We start from the raw sequence: 18,619 nt of genomic DNA, 5'->3' as shown, positions 1-18,619 counted from the left end.
TCTATTTGGTGCTCAACGCGGCTTTGCTGTTGTCCGTGACACAAGGAACGATATGATCGGACCAGCAATTTGAAACCGTATCTGTTAACGGGTCTGGTGATATGGCTTTGACAGGCTATATATCGGGTTCGGATCTTTGAATGCAAACGGGATTGCCCCGTGCTTTGCGGATCGGCGGCCCGCGACTGAAAAGAGACCAAAGAGACTGTCTGGAGGACAAATGAACGCGATCAACAAGAATTTGCCGACCTGGGATCTGACCGATCTCTATAACGATCTGAAAGACCCGAATATTCGGCGCGATCTTGATGATGCCAAAAGCCGCTCTCAGGCGTTTCAGCAGACCTATCAGGGCAAGCTCTATGAGCTGTCCGGTGATGAACTGGCAGCTGCCATTGCCGAATACGAAGCCATCAGCGAAATCTGTGGCAAGATCGGCTCCTTTGCCCAGTTGAAATATGCCGGAGATAGCTCGGACGCGGCCATTGGTCAGTTCTATCAGTTCGTTCAGGAAGAAATGACCGGTATTTCCAGTCTGTCGCTGTTCTTTGGTCTTGAAATCAACCGGATTGAAGACGCATCGCTGGATGCGAAATACGAACAAAGCGAAGCCCTTCGCCGCTATCGTCCGTGGCTTGATGAAAACCGTGCTTTCCGCCCGCACCAGCTTTCCGACGAGGTCGAGCAGGTCCTGCATGAGCGCCGCGTCGCCGGATCGGCCGCGTGGGTGCGCCTGTTTGACCAGACCATGGCGGAATTGCGCTTCCCGATTGATGGCGAAGAGCTGACCATGTCGGATGCTGCGAACATGCTGTCATCAAGCAAGGTCGAAGATCGCAAGAAAGCCGCGAAATCAATCGGTGACGTTCTGGGCAAGAACATCAAGCTTCTGGCGCACATCACCAATACCCTTGCCAAGGACAAGGAAATTGATGATCGCCTGCGAAAATTCCCAACCCCGGTTTCGTCGCGCAACCTGTCCAACCAGGTCGAGGATGAAGTTGTTGATGCGCTTAATACAGCCGTGAAAAACAGCCATGCCGATCTGTCGCACCGGTATTATCGCCTGAAAGCGAAATGGTTTGGCGTTGATCAGCTTGATTACTGGGATCGCAATGCGCCGTTGCCTGATGACGATGATCGTCAGATTGATTGGGACACCGCGCGGTCGACCGTGTTGAAGGCGTATGGCGAGTTTTCCCCGGAACTGGCGGAAGTTGGTCAGAAATTCTTTGATAACCCGTGGATTGATGTGCCGCCCCGTGCGGGCAAGTCATCTGGCGCCTTTGCGCACCCGACCGTGCCGTCTGCGCATCCGTACCTTTTGCTGAATTATCACGGCAAAACCCGTGATGTGATGACGCTGGCCCATGAGTTGGGCCATGGTGTGCATCAGGTTCTGGCAGCAGAGCAGGGCTATTTCCTGTCTGATACGCCGCTGACCCTGGCAGAAACTGCGTCGGTATTTGGTGAAATGCTGACCTTCCAGTCGATGTTGCGCGCGGAAAGCGATCCGAAGATGAAGCGCATCATGTTGGCGGGCAAGGTTGAGGACATGCTCAACACCGTCGTGCGTCAGATCGCGTTCTTTGAATTTGAAAAACGCGTGCATGAAAAGCGCCGCGAAGGTGAATTGACCGTCGATGAGATCTGCGACATCTGGCTGGCCGTACAGCATGAAAGTCTGGGCGACGCCATCCGGTATGAAGATGAATACAAGTACTACTGGTCTTATATTCCACACTTCATCCATTCGCCGTTCTATGTTTATGCCTATGCCTTTGGCGATTGCCTGGTGAACTCGCTTTACGATGTTTATCAGGGTGCCGAAGACGGCTTCCAGCAAAAGTATCTTGATATGCTGAAAGCCGGGGGCACCAAGCGGCATCAGGAACTGCTGGCACCGTTCGGACTTGATGCATCGGACCCGGCCTTCTGGCAGCGGGGCCTTAATATGATCAAGCGTATGATCGACGAGCTGGAGGAGCTTTCCTGAGATGAGTGATAACGACGATGATTATACCGCCGCGAACGAGGAAAACAGGTTTGGCGGGCGGGTTCGTCGTTATGCACGGGTGGGCGCATCGGCCAGTAAACTGGCCGCGCGCCTTGCCACGGGAAAAATGTTCGGCGGCGAGATTGATCACGCCAAATACGCCGCCGAACTGACCTCTGCCCTTGGTGGGCTCAAGGGCCCGCTGATGAAGGTCGCCCAGATCCTTTCGACCATCCCCGATGCCCTGCCCAAGGAATATACCCAGGCTCTGGCCGAACTTCAGGCCGATGCACCCAGCATGGGCTGGTTGTTTGTCAAACGCCGCATGCGCAGCGAACTGGGGGCCGGGTGGCAGTCAAACTTCACCGATTTCAGCCACGATGCCGTGGCGGCAGCGTCACTTGGGCAGGTCCACAAGGCGACCTTGCCCGACGGGCGAGATGTTGCGTGCAAGCTGCAATACCCGGACATGTCGGCAACCGTCGAGGCCGACCTTAAGCAGCTGCGTGCGGCCTTTGCGATCTACAAGCGCTATGACAGCGCGATTGATGCACAAAACATTCAGGAAGAACTGACAGCACGCCTGCGCGAAGAACTCGACTATGAGCGTGAAGCCAAGCATATGCGCCTGTATGGTCATATGCTGGCCGATGTCGATTGCGTACACGTCCCCGAACCTGTTGACGAAGTGACCACCAGCCGGCTTTTGACCATGACCTGGCAGAAGGGGCAAAAGTTCAAGCATTTCCTTGAAAGCGATCCCGATCAGAATGCGCGCAATCAGGTTGCGCTTAATATGTTTCGGGCGTGGTATGTGCCGTTTTACCGTTATGGCGTGATCCATGGCGATCCGCATCTGGGCAATTACACACTGCGTGATGACCTTTCGGTCAATCTTCTGGATTTCGGCTGTATCCGCATTTTCAAACCCGACTTTGTTCAGGCAGTGATCACGCTCTATGAGGCGCTGCGTGACGAGGACGAGGAAAAGGCTGTTTCAGCCTATGAAAGCTGGGGCTTTGAAAATCCGTCGCGCGAATTGATTGATGTGCTCAATATCTGGGCCAGCTTCGTTTACGGCCCGATCCTTGATGATCGCGAACGCAAGATGGGCGAAACGAATTCGGTCGCCTATGGTGCAGAAGTCGCAGGAAAGGTTCATCAGGAACTGCGCCGTGTCGGCGGTGTCAAACCACCCCGCGAGTTTGTTCTGGTTGACCGCGCGGCTGTGGGGCTTGGGGCGGTATTCCTGCGTCTTGATGCGCAGGTGAACTGGTATCGCCTGTTTAACGATCTGGTTGGTGATTTTGACGTGGCAAAACTTGAAGCCCGCCAAAAAACCGCCCTTGATCAGATCGGTCTGGATCGCCCGGACGCGTAAATTGCCTGACACAACATCGCTGCGATTCGATCTTTTGGGGTGCAACCGCCTGAGCGTTTGATGCGAATTGCGGGTTGAAAAACCGAATTTGGTCAGCTTACCCTGAAACAAATCTGAAAAAATCGGGAATCATTTTGCGAACCTTTTTAAGGTTGGCGCGTTACGTGTTGGTTGATCGGTGACCGATAAAGGAAGACTCTGGCGTTTGTTTGTAAGATAATATTCACTTACAACGTGGGGTAAAAACAGGGGAAACTGGGGAAAATCAATTGTCTGACGTGTGACGAGCAGGATAAGGACCTGTTCCATAGCGGAAATTAAATGTGCGAATTTCCGCTCATTGTTGATTTTATCGGCAGTTAACCGAAGTCTAGTTAAACTGTTTTTTTGTCGTTTTTTCGGATTGTGGTTGTCGGCGAGAAATCGCATCTTGCTCTCAACGCAGACATGCAGGGCGTCATTGATTGTTTGTCCTGAGCACCAATGGCGGGTGGGACCTGATATGTCGCAAGGTTTATGCCTTGTAATGCGTGGTGGGAAAGTGGGCGGTTTCTTCTGCGATTGCTGAAGAACCGCCTTTTTCTTTTTCGGGCCGTCAGGTGTGTTGGCCCGGATGATTTGAATTGGACAAGGGTTGCCCGGTGATCGGTCCGAAATGAACGCAAAACGACGTTCTGGAACCGGTTGCTTTGAAAGAACACGGATTGTCAAACTGACCAATCACTTAGGGAAGGAGGTCAAACGCGATGAAACTGGCCGTTCCAAAGGAAATATGGCCCGGGGAAAAGCGCGTTGCCGTCACGCCAGAGACCGTCAAGAAACTTAAGGCTCTGGGGTTTGACGTAGCAATTGAGGCTGGTGCCGGAACTGACGCCGCCATACCGGATGATCGCTTTGTCGATGCCGGTGCAACCATTGCCAAAACAATGAAAACCACCGTGAAGGATGCCGATGTCATCTTCAAGGTGCGCCCACCTGTCATTGATGGCAAAACCAACGAATTGACTGCCTATAAAAAGGGGGCGGCCGTTGTCGCCCTGCTTGAGCCATATGATCGTAAAGACCTGATCAATGCCATGGCAAAGGCGGGTGTGGATGGTTATTCCATGGAATTGATGCCGCGTATTTCACGCGCGCAGTCAATGGATGTGCTGTCTTCGCAATCCAACCTGGCGGGCTATCGCGCCGTTCTGGATGCCGCCCATGAATTTGGCCGCATCTATCCGATGATGATGACAGCCGCGGGTACCTTGCCGCCGGCACGTGTTGTCGTGGTCGGGGCCGGTGTTGCTGGCCTGCAGGCAATTGCAACGGCCAAGCGTCTTGGTGCTGTTGTCTCGGCATTTGATGTGCGCCCGGCTGTGAAAGAGCAGGTTCAATCCCTTGGAGGGACCTTCATTGAAGTCGAAGACGACACGGCGTCCGACGCCGAAACGTCCGGTGGCTACGCCAAGGAAATGTCGGACGACTACAAGAAAAAGCAGGCTGAAAAGCTTAAAGAGGTTCTGACCAAGACTGACATCGTCATTACCACGGCCCTTATTCCGGGCCGTCCGGCACCGGAAATTGTCACTGCCGATATGGTGGCGGGCATGAAGCCGGGATCGGTGATCATTGATCTTGCCGCGGAGCGTGGTGGCAACGTGGCCGGTGTGAAACTTGGTGAAACGGTGATGACCGATAATGGCGTCAAGCTGATTGGCCCTGCCAACATCACCAGTTCTGTCGCAACCGATGCAACGGCGATGTATGCCAAGAACCTTTTGAACTTCATCACCCTTTCTGTTGATGCGGACAAGGGCGCGCTTTCGTTTGATGGCGAAGACCAGATCATCAAAGAGACGCGCCTGACCCACGACGGAAAGGTCGTTCATCCGAAATTCGGCGGGGAGGAGGTCGCAAATGGCTGATCAATCCGTAGCCCAAGATGCAAATGAACTCCGCGATGCCGCCCTTGGCCTTGCGGAAAAGGCAGCAGAGCTTGCCGATAGTCTGGCAAGTGGTGCGTCTGATGCCGCTGGCACGGCCGCGGTTGCGGTGCAGGGATCGGGTGTTAGCCCGACTGTCCTTGGTCTGACCGTCTTCGTTCTGGCCTGCTTTGTTGGCTATTACGTCGTCTGGAAAGTTACCCCGGCACTTCATTCGCCTTTGATGGCTGTGACCAACGCCATTTCATCGGTGATTATCGTTGGTGCGCTTCTGGCAGCAGGCCCGGTGGAGATGAACTTCTCCAAGATGATGGGCTTCATCGCGGTGGTGTTGGCCTCGGTCAACATTTTCGGTGGCTTTATTGTCGCCCAGCGCATGCTGCATATGTTCAAGAAAAAGAAGTAGGGGGAACACACAATGTCGGAAAACCTATCGGCTTTCCTGTATCTGGTGGCCTCGGTCTGCTTCATTCTTTCGTTGCGCGGACTTTCGTCACCTGAATCGGCCCGGAACGGGAACATCCTTGGCATGGTGGGTATGGCAATTGCCATCTTTACCACGCTGGCAAGCCCGGCCGTGCTGTCATACACAACCATCATCGTCGGTATTCTGATCGGTGGTGCGATTGGTACGGTCATCGCGCTCAAGATCCAGATGACCGCGCTGCCACAACTTGTTGCGGCCTTCCACTCACTGGTCGGTCTGGCGGCGGTGTTTGTCGCCGGGGCTGCGCTTTATTCGCCGGGTGCCTATGGCATCGGAACGGCGGGCAATATCGGTGCGGCCAGCCTGATTGAAATGGGACTTGGCGTTGCGATTGGTGCCATCACCTTTACCGGTTCGCTGATTGCGTTTGGTAAATTGCAGGGCATTGTTTCGGGCACGCCTGTCCGGTTCAAGGGGCAGCATATGCTCAACCTTGCCATCGGGATTGCCATTGTTGTCTTTGGCGTCATTCTGGTGGTGACTGAAAGCCATACCGCCTTCTGGATCCTTGTTGCACTTGCCCTTGTTCTGGGTGTTACGCTGATCATTCCGATCGGCGGGGCAGACATGCCGGTCGTTGTTTCCATGCTGAACTCGTACTCGGGTTGGGCGGCATGCGGCATCGGCTTCACGCTTCAGAACAGTGCGCTGATCATTACCGGGGCGCTTGTCGGCGCGTCGGGTGCGATCCTGTCCTACATCATGTGCAAGGGCATGAACCGCTCGATCTTCAATGTCATCTTTGGTGGCTTTGGCGCAGAGGGCGAAGCAGCCGCTGGACCTGGCGGTGATGGTGATCGGTCGGTTAAATCCGGCTCGGCCGATGATGCGTCCTTCATCATGAAGAATGCATCGAGCGTCATCATCGTGCCGGGCTATGGCATGGCCGTCGCACAGGCACAGCATGCGCTGCGTGAAATGGCTGATATCCTTAAAGCCGAGGGTGTCAAAGTCCGTTACGCCATCCATCCGGTGGCCGGACGTATGCCGGGTCACATGAACGTGCTTCTGGCCGAGGCCAGCGTGCCCTATGACGATGTGCTGGAAATGGAAGAAATCAACCGTGATTTCGGATCGGCTGACGTTGCCTTTGTGATTGGTGCAAACGACATCACCAACCCGGCAGCCAAAACCGACCCGGCAAGCCCGATCTTCGGCATGCCGATCCTTGAAGTCGAAAAGGCCAAAACGGTCCTGTTCGTCAAACGCGGCATGTCAGCGGGTTACGCTGGCATCCAGAACGAGCTGTTCTTCAAGGACAACACCATGATGCTGTTCGGCGATGCCAAGAAGATGTGCGAAGAAATCGTCATGCATCTCGACAACTGATCAAACCATCCGGTTTGAAGCGACAAAAGGCGGCTCCGATGGGGCCGCCTTTTTACTATGCTTGATCCGCCATCGCTCGGAGGCGGCGAAACCAACCTCTCACTTCGCCTGCTGGATCTCGTTCATCAATCCAAGCAGCGGTCATCTTTGGGAAGGCGCTCTCCGCAAGCTTCTTCTTAGCTGTGCCATCTGATGGGACGTTGGGGCGATTGTGGTGTTCAGCAAATGATTTCGCAAATTCTCTGGGCACCGTGTCTGTGTTGTTATCAGGATGATCTGCTACTTCGATTTCAAATCCGAAGGCTTCAAGAATCGCGCCCGAATGCAGATAGCTCTCAATTTCGTGCTTTGCGGTTAGAGTTGCATGTGAACCGCGATTGTCTTTTCTCTCATTTACTTGGTCGACAGTGCCTTGGTAAGTAGCCACATCATTGTCGTACAGGTGAAATTCGGTAAGGCCGAGATTTCCCAGGTAGTTTTTCGTGACCCAATGCTTGAGGGTTGCTCCACCAGACACAACAAATGCAAAGCGCTCATCTGTTTCTAGGTTTGGTGATTGATAATCGTCCATGTGAATAGCTTTGCTTAGACATTTTAGCGCTTGGACGTCAGTTGGCCCCTCGACAAACACCAAGACTTTGACGCGGCTATCTGGAACGAGGCCGAGAGCGTCAGCAACTTTGTCGAAAACGTTGACACCGACGTCAATGTTGGGTGTGGCTCCAATACTAGAAGAACTGACAAATCTGATGCTCTCAGTAGGAAGGTCAGAGGCTAAGCCGGGACTGTGCGTGGTAAGGATGACTTGGCAGTTCTCGGTTGCAGATAGGTCCTTGAATGAGTTGATCAGTATTTTTTGGTTCGAAGGATGCTGAGATGTTTCAGGTTCTTCAATTGCGTAGATCACGTTGGACTTTGAGTTGCTCTGCAACTTTCTTTCAGCTTCAGCTTTGAAAAAACTGACCAAAATCATTCGACGCACTCCACTGCCACGCTTATTGAGTGCGATATTTCCATTCGTTTCCATGCCGAGAGAAAACAGATTCGCCCATTTCGACTGAGCTGGGGGGCTGAATTTCGGCTCCAAGCTTTCAGCAAGGTTCGGGTCAATTTGCTTCAACGCATCATGCGTTAGTTTGGCGATTTCCTCGCTCTTTTCCCGGACCATTTGTTCAATTTCAGCGATCTGCGTTTGGGTTTCGGCGATGGCAGTGGCTACAGCACCCTTAAGTGGATTTTGCACTTCTCCATCGCTGTCTTTGCTTGCTCGATCACTCTGAAAAATTGCGAACATGGGAAGCAGTATTTCGATCTTCTCCCAAATCCTTTTGCTGTCTTCCTTCGGTTTGGAAACCGGGATGGGCGTCTCCTTGAGTTGGAGATCTGGAAAATGCTCCCAAATGGCTTTCCTCATTGTCGGATTGCCCTTTAGGGAAACGTCTAAGCCAAGGGATTTTACCTTGTCCCGCAAATCCTTCTCTTTGAGTTCAAGAAGGTTTTCAGCTCCAGTTACGCTCGGGTGATCCGCAATTATAAACACCTCACATGACGGAGTTTTTTTTGAGCAGTCGTAGAGCTTCTGGATTTTTAGCGTGTTGTGATCCGTGAGTAGGAATTCGGTTCTTAGAGTTGTTGAAGACTCACTGTCGAGTACGATGGCTTCAGTATGCTCAGAAAACTCACAGGTGATCTTCACCGTTTTACTGTTTGAGAAAACGTTGGCATCTGTTTGTTCAATCTTCACAGTGTCATTGTTAAAGAAAATCTCTAACGCTTCTAAGATTGTCGATTTGCCAATGTCGTTCTTGCCAATCAGTGTTGTGAGGTCATCAAAGGTGATTTTCCTAGCGTCTTTATAGCCACGGAAGTTCTCGACTTCTAGGGATAGCAACTTCATTGAGGTTTTCCTCCAAAAGACATTTCTTTTCCAACAATCGTAAATCGTGGATGACTAATGAAAAAGCTATCCAGAAGGGGCGGTCGGTTTGATGAGTAAACAGTCACGAATACTTTTTCGTGCCTTATAGTTCTGTCATGCTTCACCCAGATGGTCTGGTTCGGAAGGTCACATGTTTCGGTTGGTAAGGGTTTCTGTGTTTCTGGTGGTTGTGCTTTCTGTGGCGCTGGTCGCGTTCATGGGGCTGACGATCCTGACCTATGTCCGACTGACCGCCGAGAAGCCGATTGCCAAGATGTATTTCGAGCGCCTTGAGGATGATTTGTTTGAAGCACATCTGGCGTCTGTCGGGGATGGGGATATCGGCGTCTTTGAGATTTATGGCGATCAGTGGCGGATTGATGCCGAGTTTATCAAGTTGAAGCCCTGGGCCAATGTGATGGGCATGGATGCGCGCTATAAGCTGGTGCGCTTTGAAGGCCGCTATCATGATATCAATGACGAAAACACCAAGCCAAAGATGGCCTATGATCTGGGGCTGGGTGATGTGCTTGATCTGATGAACTATCTGGCGGAATGGAATTTCCTGATCGATGCCGAGTACGGCAGTTCGACCTTTACTGATATCAAGCAAGATACGCTTTACACCGTCTATCGCACCCAGTCGGGCATCATTGTCCGGTCTGAGCCGATACCTGAACCGATTGGCTATGAGCCCACAATGCTCGATGACATCCGGGCGTGGGTTTCGGAGAACTGATATCGCCAATTGATCTGTCTTTAATTGGGGCGATTGAACGTCAGGTCCGAAACCGGCGAGCAGCATTTTCGTCCGCCCCATATCCTTTTGCCATCGTTAATCGCACCGCCCGGTCAACGGGGCGGGTGCCAGATGGATTGGATGGATCATGTTGCTTGAAGACAAGGTTGTTATCATTACCGGCGCAAGTTCCGGGATCGGCGCTGCATCGGCCAAACTGTTTGCCCAGGAAGGGGCAAAGCTTGTGCTTGCGGCGCGCTCGGAAGACCGGCTTGATCAGGTTGTGACGGAAATCAATGGGGCAGGCGGCAAGGCATTTGCCCTTGCCGGGGATGTCTGCGACGAGGCGTTTGCCAAGGCATTGGTTGATGCTGCCATTGGCGAATATGGTGGGCTTGATGTGGGGTTCAACAATGCCGGAACCCTCGGATCCCCCGGAGCGCTGAACGATATTGACGTTGGGGAGTGGGAGAAAACCATTCGAACCAACCTGACCGCTGCCATGTTCGGGGCAAAATACCAGATGCCCGAAATTGCCAAACGCGGCGGCGGATCGGTTATTTTTACCTCTACATTTGTTGGGCATACCATTGGCCTGCCGGGCATGACGGCCTATGCGGCAAGTAAAATGGGCCTGATCGGGATGGCGCAATGTCTGGCCGTGGAGTATGGCGGGGCTAATGTGCGGGTAAATGCCTTGTTGCCGGGCGGCACGGACACCCCGATGGCGGCAAGCTTTGCCAATGATCCGGAAGCGCGGGCAATGGTGGAAAAGTTCCATGCGCTCGGCCGGATCGCTGCGCCAGACGAAATTGCCAGGGCGGCATTGTTTCTGGCGTCTGATAACTCAAGCTTTGTTACCGGTTCGGCCATGCTGGCCGATGGAGGCAACTCGATCTGCAAGGCCGCTTGATCATTTCTGGATCAGGCCACGCTTGAGGCCATGACTTTGCCATAGCCCGGAAAAAACCAAACCCGCCCGGATTGCTCCGAGGCGGGTTTGGCGCACGGGTCCGAATTTAGCGAACTAAATTCGATCGTACAGTCACGTTCGAGATACCCCGAAAGTGAAAAAGACTAGAAGCCTTCGCGCTCGATGCGCTTACGCTCCAGCTTGCGGGCACGACGGATTGCTTCCGCCCCTTCGCGAGCTTTCTTCTCCGACGGCTTTTCAAAGTGGCGACGGAGTTTCATCTCACGGAAAATGCCCTCACGCTGCATCTTTTTCTTAAGCGCTTTCAGAGCCTGATCGACATTGTTGTCGCGAACGATTACCTGCACGGAAACCACGCTCCTTTCAAAAAAACAAAAACACCCGGAGTGCGGAATGCCCCCCGGTTGGTTGTACGGCCAAAATGACCGTGGGCTGTATATAGTGCAAAGCGGCGAAAAAGAAAAGAGGGAAGGGGATATTCGCCTTTGGCGTTTATTTGCCGTGCCATGACAAACACTTTGGGTAACGAAGCCGGTTCACTGTTCTGGTCGCGGCAATACCCGGTGGTGATCACTGTATCGAAAATTTAACCAAAAGTTGTATAATGCTTTGAGATAACAGTGGCTATTGCCTGACCAGGGTCGAGTAAACGACTTGATGTTCCCGGTTCTCCGGGCGGGATCTTTGAACAGCTCGGAGGAGCAGAAATGGAAGGTGGTCTGCGCGAAACGGCGATTTTACATGCGCCGTTCTTTGTCACAGCCCCAGGTGAAACTGATATTCTGTTCACCATGGTCGTCTGGTTTGTGGTTTTGGCCGTGTTTGGCCTTGGTGCGCTTTATCTGAGCTTGCATTCATTGCCCGAACGGATGGCCCATCACGCCAACCACACGCAGATCCAGCTGATCAGTATCCTGACGCTATTGGCGCTGTTCACCCATAACAACCTGTTCTGGTTGGCGGCTCTTGTGATTGCAGTCGTGCAGGTGCCGGATTTCTATAGTCCGATCCAGTCGATTGCCGACTCTGTCAAAGCCATGGCCCGCAAGAAAGGTGTGATTGACGACTCGGACGGGTCAAGCAATTCAGTGACACAGGCCGTGACGCAGGAGGCTTCCAAAGATGTTTGAGCTTCTTCTGTGTTCGCTGTTCACCATCCTGCCCGATTACCTGTTCCGTCGTTACAAACAGGGCAAACGGATCGGCAAGGAAATCACACTGTTTTCCGTCTGGTACGAACTGCGCTATGGCATTGTTGCCTGTGCGATCCTGACGATCACGCTTATTGCGACTATTTTCTATTTCCATCCATCGACGGTGAATGTGTCATCGTTCTTCCGAACCGTAACGATTCTGCCGGAAAAAGGCGGGCGTGTGGTCGAGATCTATGTTGAAAATGACCAGGTCGTGGCCGGTGGTGATCCGCTGTTTCGCATTGATAACCGCGTAGAACGCGAAGCCGTCGCCATGGCTGAACAGCGCATTGCCGAAATCCGTGCCCAGATGGATGTCACCCGTGCTGACCTTGCCGTCGCCGAGGGCAATGTTGAACAGGCACGCGGCGCCTATAATCAGGTGCGTGACGAGCTTGAAGTCAAAGCCGATCTTTTGTCGCGCGGGAATAATGCAGTCTCACGCCGCGAGGTCGAACGCCTGGAAGTATCCCTGACAACCCGGCAAGGTGGGCTGAATGCTGCACTTGCCAGCAAGACGGTGATTGAAACCAAACTTGAAAGCCTGCTGCCGGCCCAGCTTGCCAATGCGCAGGCTGCGTTAAGGTCAGCCGAGGCAGAGCTTTCAAAAACCGTGGTCCGGGCTGGTGTGGCCGGGAAGATTCAACAATTTGCCTTGCAGGTCGGCGACTTTGTAAGCCCGGTCCTGCGTCCGGCGGGAATTCTGGTTCCGGAAAAGGACGGGGAAACCATCTATCAGGCGGGCTTTGCCCAGATCGCAACACAGGTGGTTAAGCCCGGCGTAATCACAGAGGTGACCTGTGCGTCGCTTCCGTTTGAAATTATTCCGATGGTGGTGACGGACGTACAGCCGGTCATCGCCGCCGGTCAGTTCCGGCCAAGTGATCGTTTGCTTGAAATTACCGAGCGCGCACAGCCCGGCACGTTCCTTGCCAAGATGGTGCCGCTTTATCCGGAAACGGTCGAAGATGTGCCTTTGGGCAGTAAATGCGTTGCCAATGCCTATACGAACACCCATGACCAGCTTGAAGACCCGGAGATTGGAGCCGGTCGCTGGCTGTTTCTGCATATGGTGCAAACAGTCGGGGCGGTGCATGCGGTATTGCTGCGTGTGCAAGCTTTGATCTGGCCGATCCAGACCTTGGTCTTCTCTGGTCACTAGAGGCTTTGGGGCCCGGGGGCGCATAGGGGCTTTACAGACGGTCGGTTTTGGTTGGATATAGGGCCATGTCGATCCTGAAAATTGCCCGGATGGGCCACCCGGTTCTGCGCCGCGTTGCAGACCGTGTCGAAGACCCGCTTGATCCCGAAATTCAGCGCCTGATCGCTGATATGAAGGACACCATGAAGGATGCCGGAGGCGTTGGCCTTGCAGCACCACAGGTGTTTCAGTCATTGGCGATCATGGTCTATTACGTGCCCGCACTTCGCAAAAGCGACGATCCCGATGATGGTGAAGTTCCTCTAAGTGTCCTGATTAATCCCGAAATAGAGCCGATTGGCGATGAAATCGTCGATGGCTGGGAAGGGTGTTTGTCCATCCCCGGCCTTCAGGGTGTGGTGCCGCGATGGAACAAAATCCGTTACCGCGGGTTAAATGATAAGGGCGAAAGTGTGGAACACACCGCCGGTGGCTTCCATGCCCGCGTGGTTCAGCACGAATATGATCATTTGATCGGGGTGATGTATCCCGAACGTATGGAAGATATGTCGTTGCTTGGATTTAACGAGGAATTGCGCGAAAACCCGCCCGAGACTAACTTTAGACAGTCGGCGACAACTGACGCAGCATCTGATGACGAGGAGGCCTGAATGTCTGTTACTGAAAGCATGACCCGCCTGCAAGCCCAACGCGAAGCACTGGTCGAGGCAGCCCTTGAGCATGTGCCGTTTGATGGCTGGACCAAACAGGCGCTAAAGGCCGGGGCAGAGGACCTTGATCTTGCGCCGGGTGAGGTTGATCGTTTGCTGCCCAATGGCATTCGTCAGGCCATCAGTACCTATGTCGAGCTGACGGATCGCAAGATGATGACAGCCCTTGATGAAAAGGGCCTTGAGAACCTGAAAATTCGTGATCGCATTGCGACTGCGGTCAAGACCCGCCTTGATCTGGTTGAGGATCAGAAAGACACCGTGCGTGCGGCTCTTGCCTTTCTGGCCTTGCCACAGAATGCCGCCCTTGGCCTGAAACTGACCCATGGGACGGTGGATGCGATGTGGATTGCGGCGGGGGATACCTCGACCGATCACAACTGGTACACCAAACGCATGTTGCTTGCCGGTGTCTATGGATCGACGCTTGCCTACTGGCTTGATGATACGTCCGAATGTCACGCCGATAGCTGGGCGTTTCTGGACCGCCGGATTGGCAATGTCATGCAGATCCCGAAAATCACCGCCAAAATTGGCAAGGCAGGCAAGATTGCCGCTGCGCCGTTCAAGATGGGGGCAAAGGTTGCGCGTTGTATGCCAACGCCATCCCGTATGCGTCGTCAGTTTGGTGGCTGACAAACAGCCTTCAACGCCCCTGGAAAACAAAAACGCCACCGTGCATGCTGCCGGTGGCGTTTTGCGTTTTGAGGCACGGAAACTTTTTGCAGGCGTTGTGACGGGGCCTGATCAGAAGGTATTGGTCAGGAAGCTTAAAAGCGTCATGTCGGGTGCGTTGGCTTCTTCCATCTCGGAAGCCAGATCGATGGAGATCGGGGTTTCTGGACGTTCCTGCTCAAGCGTTTCTTCAAGCATCTTTTCAAGGGCGGTGGCGTCGTCGGTTTTCTGAAGGTCATGTTTGACCGGCTTGGCGGCCAGGGCAACCAGCTCAGACGGCGGGGTGCCCATCCAGATGCCCTTTTTGTTGTCCTTGGCGAACTGCTGGTCGTGCAAATAAGTCGCACAGCTTGGATGGCTATCGCAGCTGACCATATCGACCATGGCCCAGCCAGCGCGCAGGATCAGGCGGTTCAGATCATTTTGCCCCATCTGGCATTCGGTCAGCATCGGGAACAGTTGTACATCCGAGACCTGCTGGCATTTGATGGCGTAGTTTTCAATGATGCGATCAAGCGCCTGGGCCGCTGCGGCACCGCACTGGAATTCAACCGATCCGGCCCGGCAGATCATGCCGGGTTTTGGTGCGCGAATGCCAAACAGTTCGACAATCAGATTACCAAAACGCAGCTTGTCGCCTTCGATTACTTCGGGGAAGCCCGCCGCCCCCGGTACCGCCATCGCGGTATTGGTCCGGCTTTCAACAGCGATCAGGCCAAGTGTCAGTGAAAGAATGATCAGAAGCTTTTTCATCACATGTCATCCGTAAAGAGTTTCCTGCCCCTTCAACAGCAAACCGGATGCCAATCGACTGGGCATAAAATGCCAGCCGCGTCATCTTTCGTGTGACGCTTCGTGTAACGTCATGGGAAACATATGAAAAAGCCCCGGATACGCTTGGTATCCGGGGCGGGGTATTAATCAGATCAGCGGGTGGCTGGTGCCTTATTTCGGCAGAACCCACGTCACATGGCCCATCTTGCGGCCCGGCTTCGCTTCGGCCTTGCCATAAAGGTGTAGCTTTGCGTTCGGCTCGGTCAAAATTGCCTGCCAGTCATCGATGTCATCACCCAAAAGGTTTTTCATACGCGCCTTGGAATGATGCGCCGGATCGCCCAGCGGCAGGCCACACACCGCACGAATGAACTGTTCGAACTGGCTGGTGACACAGGCATCAATGGTCCAGTGGCCGGAATTGTGCGGCCGCGGGGCGACTTCGTTGACCAGAATGTCGCCATCGGTCGTGACAAACATCTCAACCGCCAGAAGCCCGACAAACTCCATCGCACTGACCAGCTTGATCGCGATGTCTTCGGCTTTGCTGGACAGGTCGTCGGCAATTTCGGCCGGGGCGACGGTGACATCAAGGATGTGATTGGTGTGCACGTTCTCCACCGGACAGAAGCAGGCGGTATCGCCTTTGACGCCGCGCGCGACAATCACTGAAATCTCGCGCTCGAACGAGATAAAGCCTTCAAGAATGGCCTCCGACCCGTTCATTTCAGACCATGCTTCGCCAAGATCGGTATCTGCGGCAATCTTGACCTGACCCTTGCCGTCATAACCCATTTCGGTGGTTTTCAGAACCGACGGGCGACCAAGTCTGGCAACAGCCGCTTCAAGGTCGGCGAGTGATCGTACCGCTTCAAACGGGGCGGTACCGATACCATGGTCGTTACAGAACGTCTTTTCACGCAGGCGGTTCTGCGAAATATGCAGGCATTTCCAGCCCGGACGGACCGGCACGATCTCAGAAAGCAGTTTGACACTGTCATGCGGGACGTTTTCAAATTCAAACGTCACAACATCGACATCCTTGGCGAAGGCGCGCAGCGCATCAAGGTCGTTGTAATCGGCAACCGTTGCCTTGGCACTGACCTGTTCGGTCGGGCTGTCGGCACCCGGACCAAAAACATGAACCTTATAGCCAAGCTCCGCCGCACAGAAGGCTGCCATGCGGCCAAGCTGACCATTGCCCATGATGCCAATGGTACTGCCCGGGGCGATGATGCGCGTGTCGAAATCCGTCATGTATTCCTCGATCAAAACTCGCCCATCTGTCGGGCAATCGTCAAATCTGGTGCAATCAAACAAAAACGCGCCCCGTCGGGGCGCCTTTTTTCAGATCAGGAGATCAGGGTGCCGGGTCGACCGGCTCGTCTGCGACCGATGCGGTCTGGGCTGCGCGCCAGTCATCAAGGCGGGCTGCAAGGCCATCATCCATAAGCGCCATGATTTCGGCTGCCATCAGACCGGCATTCTTTGCCCCGGCTGAGCCAATGGCAAGGGTTCCGACCGGAACGCCGCCCGGCATCTGAACGATGGAAAGCAGGCTATCAAGGCCCTTGAGCGCGCGGCTTTGAACCGGAACACCCAGAACCGGAAGGGGCGTCATGGCCGCTGCCATGCCCGGAAGGTGGGCCGCACCGCCGGCACCGGCAATGATGACCTTGAGGCCGCGCGACTTTGCCGTTTTGGCATAGTCATACAGGCGATCAGGTGTGCGATGGGCGGAGACGATTTTTGTCTCGTACGCGACGTTCAGCGCATCAAGGACATCAGCCGCATTTTTCATGGTTTCCCAGTCCGACTGGCTTCCCATGATGATGCCGATGACCGGGGTTTGATCGCTCATATTGGCGGCTCCGTTTTCGGGCGGTTTCATGAAGGCCCGCATTATATGCAGCAGGCCCTATCATGCAAGCCTGCTTGATGCATTGTAGATCAGCACAAACCGGGAAATCCGGATGCGGGGAAACTGAAATCTTTTATCTATTCCAAGGTATTACGAAACTATACTGGATAGGGATATAGAAATGAGATGAACTGGTTGGGTTTTTGATCTATTATTTACCTTTATCTCATATAACTGTGCAGGTAGCACACGAAGGTCAGACATGAAAGTCACAAGACCAGGATCAACAACACCCTCGATGGGGGGCGGTGATGGACGTTATCCATCAAGCCCGTATGGGATCTTTGCGTATGGCAAGGATGCCGGGCGCCGTCGTGCGCCAAATAAGGATCATCAAGTCGACATTGATACCAATGATGTGCCAGATAGCGTGGACGAGGCACCCTATCGTACGCTTGATATGGCAAACGTTCTGGGTATACCCGACAATCAGGTAACGCCAGCGGTAGAGCAGGCAATTGGCCGCTTGATGGTGCGCATCAATGGACTTACCGAGAATCTGAGCGATCTGAAACAGCGGCAGGCGCATCTCGCGCGCAATGAAGGCCGCGATACCTTTACCGGTGCCATCAGCCGTCCGGCCTTTTTGCAAATCCTTGAAAATGAAATGTCACTGGTCGGTGCGGATCGTACAAGCCGGACGCTGTTGATATGCGAACTGGCCAATATTGACGATATTCTTCAACGGCATGGACAGGACTGCAAGGAAGGTCTGTTCAATTATGTCCGTCGCATTATGGCCGATTTCATCATGTCGCCGCATCATCTTGGATATCTTGGATGCAATGACTTTGCGGCACTGATGTACAATGTCGACGAAGAAGATATCTGGCAGCGCGTGGATGCCATCACCCGCTGGCTTAATCAGCATCCATATGTGCACAATGACGAACCGATCATGGTCGTCCCCGTTTTTGGTCTGCGCAATGCGCAAAGCGGTGACACGCCCAAATCGGTTTTGATCGCGGCGGATGCGGCCTTGCGTGCGCACAAGGAAATGTATCTGGCACAGCTGACCCGCATTCCCCAGGGAATCTGACGATCCTTTTTCCGCTTAGGGCGTTCATCGCGCGTATGCGTGTTTCCAACTGCCGGAAATGCGGTCAAATCGGTGTGTGCATTTCCGACTGCAGGCTACACTTTTCAGAAATCAGGCGATGATGTCTGGCACCAACTGCGATTCGACATAAAGGATTTCATCCTTAAGCGCCAGTTTGCGCTTTTTCATGCGGCCGAGTCGCAACTGATCATGATGTGGCGCCTGAGACATTTGTTCGATGGCCACATCCAGATCACGGTGTTCCTCGCGGAGCGAAAGAAGTTTCTTTTCAATCTCGATCTGATTGATTTCGTCCATTTTTGATCCAGCTTAATAACCAATGCGAGGGGATGGTGATAGTACCAGATATCATGTTGGCAACCCATATGATTTGTACCACCCTGTAAAACAATATTGGCACGTTTGGGAAGGA

General features: G+C 53.6%; 19 protein-coding genes. 12 read left to right on the top strand and 7 right to left on the bottom strand.

The window, feature by feature from the left end; translation table 11 throughout:
• Positions 1–220: 220 nt before the first annotated feature.
• Together AUQ43_RS09750 and AUQ43_RS09745 are read left to right on the top strand one after the other, a co-directional pair.
• The gene (locus AUQ43_RS09750) at positions 221–1,996 is read left to right on the top strand and encodes a M3 family oligoendopeptidase (RefSeq protein WP_062956085.1); all 1,776 of its coding nucleotides are present in this window, start codon (positions 221–223) and stop codon (positions 1,994–1,996) included.
• Position 1,997: 1 nt separating this feature from the next.
• Entirely contained in the window at positions 1,998–3,377 is a 1,380-nt protein-coding gene (locus AUQ43_RS09745; protein ID WP_062956084.1) for an AarF/ABC1/UbiB kinase family protein, read from the top strand.
• Positions 3,378–3,506: 129 nt separating this feature from the next.
• Here the strand turns inward: AUQ43_RS09745 and AUQ43_RS20270 are convergent, their stop codons facing one another.
• Entirely contained in the window at positions 3,507–4,088 is a 582-nt protein-coding gene (locus AUQ43_RS20270; RefSeq protein ID WP_147250483.1) for a hypothetical protein, read from the bottom strand.
• Positions 4,089–4,123: 35 nt separating this feature from the next.
• Between AUQ43_RS20270 and AUQ43_RS09740 the strand changes: the two genes are divergently transcribed.
• From AUQ43_RS09740 to AUQ43_RS09730, 3 genes are read left to right on the top strand one after another with little or no spacing between them, the layout of a single operon-like run.
• Complete coding sequence (locus AUQ43_RS09740; protein ID WP_062956083.1) at positions 4,124–5,287, top strand: Re/Si-specific NAD(P)(+) transhydrogenase subunit alpha; 1,164 nt, start codon at positions 4,124–4,126, stop codon at positions 5,285–5,287.
• The gene (locus AUQ43_RS09735) at positions 5,280–5,711 is read left to right on the top strand and encodes an NAD(P) transhydrogenase subunit alpha (protein ID WP_062956082.1); all 432 of its coding nucleotides are present in this window, start codon (positions 5,280–5,282) and stop codon (positions 5,709–5,711) included. Before AUQ43_RS09740 ends, AUQ43_RS09735 begins: the two co-directional genes overlap by 8 nt.
• A gap of 12 nt (positions 5,712–5,723) precedes the next feature.
• On the top strand, positions 5,724–7,121 hold the full coding sequence (locus AUQ43_RS09730) for an NAD(P)(+) transhydrogenase (Re/Si-specific) subunit beta (protein ID WP_062956081.1): 1,398 nt from the start codon (positions 5,724–5,726) through the stop codon (positions 7,119–7,121).
• Positions 7,122–7,176: 55 nt separating this feature from the next.
• On the opposite strand, the gene AUQ43_RS09725 is transcribed toward AUQ43_RS09730, so the two are convergent.
• On the bottom strand, positions 7,177–9,018 hold the full coding sequence (locus tag AUQ43_RS09725) for an ATP-binding protein (RefSeq protein WP_062956080.1): 1,842 nt from the start codon (positions 9,016–9,018) through the stop codon (positions 7,177–7,179).
• A 172-nt stretch (positions 9,019–9,190) separates the two neighbouring features.
• Here AUQ43_RS09725 and AUQ43_RS09720 point away from each other — a divergent pair, with 172 nt between their 5' ends.
• Both AUQ43_RS09720 and AUQ43_RS09715 read left to right on the top strand, forming a co-directional pair.
• Positions 9,191–9,778, top strand: a complete 588-nt coding sequence (locus AUQ43_RS09720) for a hypothetical protein (RefSeq protein ID WP_062956079.1) — start codon at positions 9,191–9,193, stop codon at positions 9,776–9,778.
• 148 nt (positions 9,779–9,926) lie between these two features.
• The gene (locus AUQ43_RS09715) at positions 9,927–10,691 is read left to right on the top strand and encodes an SDR family oxidoreductase (protein ID WP_114129920.1); all 765 of its coding nucleotides are present in this window, start codon (positions 9,927–9,929) and stop codon (positions 10,689–10,691) included.
• A 164-nt stretch (positions 10,692–10,855) separates the two neighbouring features.
• Here AUQ43_RS09715 and rpsU read toward each other — a convergent pair whose 3' ends face one another.
• The gene (gene rpsU / locus AUQ43_RS09710; RefSeq protein WP_008891676.1) at positions 10,856–11,059 is read right to left on the bottom strand and encodes a 30S ribosomal protein S21; all 204 of its coding nucleotides are present in this window, start codon (positions 11,057–11,059) and stop codon (positions 10,856–10,858) included.
• 360 nt (positions 11,060–11,419) lie between these two features.
• Here rpsU and AUQ43_RS09705 point away from each other — a divergent pair, with 360 nt between their 5' ends.
• The 4 genes from AUQ43_RS09705 to AUQ43_RS09690 all read left to right on the top strand — a co-directional run bounded on the left by AUQ43_RS09705 (position 11,420) and on the right by AUQ43_RS09690 (position 14,413).
• On the top strand, positions 11,420–11,842 hold the full coding sequence (locus AUQ43_RS09705; RefSeq protein WP_062956077.1) for a hypothetical protein: 423 nt from the start codon (positions 11,420–11,422) through the stop codon (positions 11,840–11,842).
• A complete protein-coding gene (locus AUQ43_RS09700; RefSeq protein WP_062956076.1) occupies positions 11,835–13,067 on the top strand; it encodes an HlyD family secretion protein in 1,233 nt (410 codons plus the stop codon). Before AUQ43_RS09705 ends, AUQ43_RS09700 begins: the two co-directional genes overlap by 8 nt.
• 65 nt (positions 13,068–13,132) lie before the next feature.
• Positions 13,133–13,717, top strand: a complete 585-nt coding sequence (gene def, locus AUQ43_RS09695; protein WP_062956075.1) for a peptide deformylase — start codon at positions 13,133–13,135, stop codon at positions 13,715–13,717.
• Positions 13,718–14,413 carry a COQ9 family protein gene (locus tag AUQ43_RS09690; protein WP_062956074.1) on the top strand — a complete coding sequence of 232 codons (696 nt, stop codon included), beginning with the start codon at positions 13,718–13,720 and terminating at the stop codon, positions 14,411–14,413.
• A gap of 111 nt (positions 14,414–14,524) precedes the next feature.
• Here the strand turns inward: AUQ43_RS09690 and AUQ43_RS20430 are convergent, their stop codons facing one another.
• The 3 genes from AUQ43_RS20430 to purE all read right to left on the bottom strand — a co-directional run bounded on the left by AUQ43_RS20430 (position 14,525) and on the right by purE (position 17,087).
• Positions 14,525–15,205, bottom strand: coding sequence for a thermonuclease family protein (locus tag AUQ43_RS20430; RefSeq protein ID WP_062956073.1), 681 nt, complete (start codon positions 15,203–15,205; stop codon positions 14,525–14,527).
• A gap of 192 nt (positions 15,206–15,397) precedes the next feature.
• Positions 15,398–16,483, bottom strand: coding sequence for a 5-(carboxyamino)imidazole ribonucleotide synthase (locus AUQ43_RS09680; RefSeq protein WP_062956072.1), 1,086 nt, complete (start codon positions 16,481–16,483; stop codon positions 15,398–15,400).
• A 103-nt stretch (positions 16,484–16,586) separates the two neighbouring features.
• Complete coding sequence (gene purE / locus AUQ43_RS09675; RefSeq protein ID WP_062957230.1) at positions 16,587–17,087, bottom strand: 5-(carboxyamino)imidazole ribonucleotide mutase; 501 nt, start codon at positions 17,085–17,087, stop codon at positions 16,587–16,589.
• Positions 17,088–17,349: 262 nt separating this feature from the next.
• On the opposite strand from purE, the gene AUQ43_RS09670 reads away from it, so the two are divergent.
• On the top strand, positions 17,350–18,186 hold the full coding sequence (locus tag AUQ43_RS09670) for a diguanylate cyclase domain-containing protein (RefSeq protein WP_232310648.1): 837 nt from the start codon (positions 17,350–17,352) through the stop codon (positions 18,184–18,186).
• A 111-nt stretch (positions 18,187–18,297) separates the two neighbouring features.
• Here AUQ43_RS09670 and AUQ43_RS09665 read toward each other — a convergent pair whose 3' ends face one another.
• Positions 18,298–18,504, bottom strand: coding sequence for a YdcH family protein (locus AUQ43_RS09665; RefSeq protein WP_062956070.1), 207 nt, complete (start codon positions 18,502–18,504; stop codon positions 18,298–18,300).
• Between the last annotated feature and the right edge of the window lie 115 nt (positions 18,505–18,619).

The sequence above is a fragment of the Thalassospira sp. MCCC 1A01148 genome (assembly GCF_001613795.1).
GTDB lineage: Bacteria > Pseudomonadota > Alphaproteobacteria > Rhodospirillales > Thalassospiraceae > Thalassospira.
This window is presented reverse-complemented; position numbering and strand designations above follow the sequence as displayed.

What these genes read in the sequence shown, in the direction of transcription:
- AUQ43_RS09750 (WP_062956085.1), top strand. Translation starts at nt 221, where the DNA reads ATGAACGCGATCAACAAGAATTTGCCGACCTGGGATCTGACCGATCTC.
- AUQ43_RS09745 (WP_062956084.1), top strand. Translation starts at nt 1,998, where the DNA reads ATGAGTGATAACGACGATGATTATACCGCCGCGAACGAGGAAAACAGG.
- AUQ43_RS09740 (WP_062956083.1), top strand. Translation starts at nt 4,124, where the DNA reads ATGAAACTGGCCGTTCCAAAGGAAATATGGCCCGGGGAAAAGCGCGTT.
- AUQ43_RS09735 (WP_062956082.1), top strand. Translation starts at nt 5,280, where the DNA reads ATGGCTGATCAATCCGTAGCCCAAGATGCAAATGAACTCCGCGATGCC.
- AUQ43_RS09730 (WP_062956081.1), top strand. Translation starts at nt 5,724, where the DNA reads ATGTCGGAAAACCTATCGGCTTTCCTGTATCTGGTGGCCTCGGTCTGC.
- AUQ43_RS09725 (WP_062956080.1), bottom strand. Translation starts at nt 9,018, where the DNA reads ATGAAGTTGCTATCCCTAGAAGTCGAGAACTTCCGTGGCTATAAAGAC.
- AUQ43_RS09720 (WP_062956079.1), top strand. Translation starts at nt 9,191, where the DNA reads ATGTTTCGGTTGGTAAGGGTTTCTGTGTTTCTGGTGGTTGTGCTTTCT.
- AUQ43_RS09715 (WP_114129920.1), top strand. Translation starts at nt 9,927, where the DNA reads ATGTTGCTTGAAGACAAGGTTGTTATCATTACCGGCGCAAGTTCCGGG.
- AUQ43_RS09705 (WP_062956077.1), top strand. Translation starts at nt 11,420, where the DNA reads ATGGAAGGTGGTCTGCGCGAAACGGCGATTTTACATGCGCCGTTCTTT.
- AUQ43_RS09700 (WP_062956076.1), top strand. Translation starts at nt 11,835, where the DNA reads ATGTTTGAGCTTCTTCTGTGTTCGCTGTTCACCATCCTGCCCGATTAC.
- def (WP_062956075.1), top strand. Translation starts at nt 13,133, where the DNA reads ATGTCGATCCTGAAAATTGCCCGGATGGGCCACCCGGTTCTGCGCCGC.
- AUQ43_RS09690 (WP_062956074.1), top strand. Translation starts at nt 13,718, where the DNA reads ATGTCTGTTACTGAAAGCATGACCCGCCTGCAAGCCCAACGCGAAGCA.
- AUQ43_RS20430 (WP_062956073.1), bottom strand. Translation starts at nt 15,205, where the DNA reads ATGAAAAAGCTTCTGATCATTCTTTCACTGACACTTGGCCTGATCGCT.
- AUQ43_RS09680 (WP_062956072.1), bottom strand. Translation starts at nt 16,483, where the DNA reads ATGACGGATTTCGACACGCGCATCATCGCCCCGGGCAGTACCATTGGC.
- purE (WP_062957230.1), bottom strand. Translation starts at nt 17,087, where the DNA reads ATGAGCGATCAAACCCCGGTCATCGGCATCATCATGGGAAGCCAGTCG.
- AUQ43_RS09670 (WP_232310648.1), top strand. Translation starts at nt 17,350, where the DNA reads ATGAAAGTCACAAGACCAGGATCAACAACACCCTCGATGGGGGGCGGT.
- AUQ43_RS09665 (WP_062956070.1), bottom strand. Translation starts at nt 18,504, where the DNA reads ATGGACGAAATCAATCAGATCGAGATTGAAAAGAAACTTCTTTCGCTC.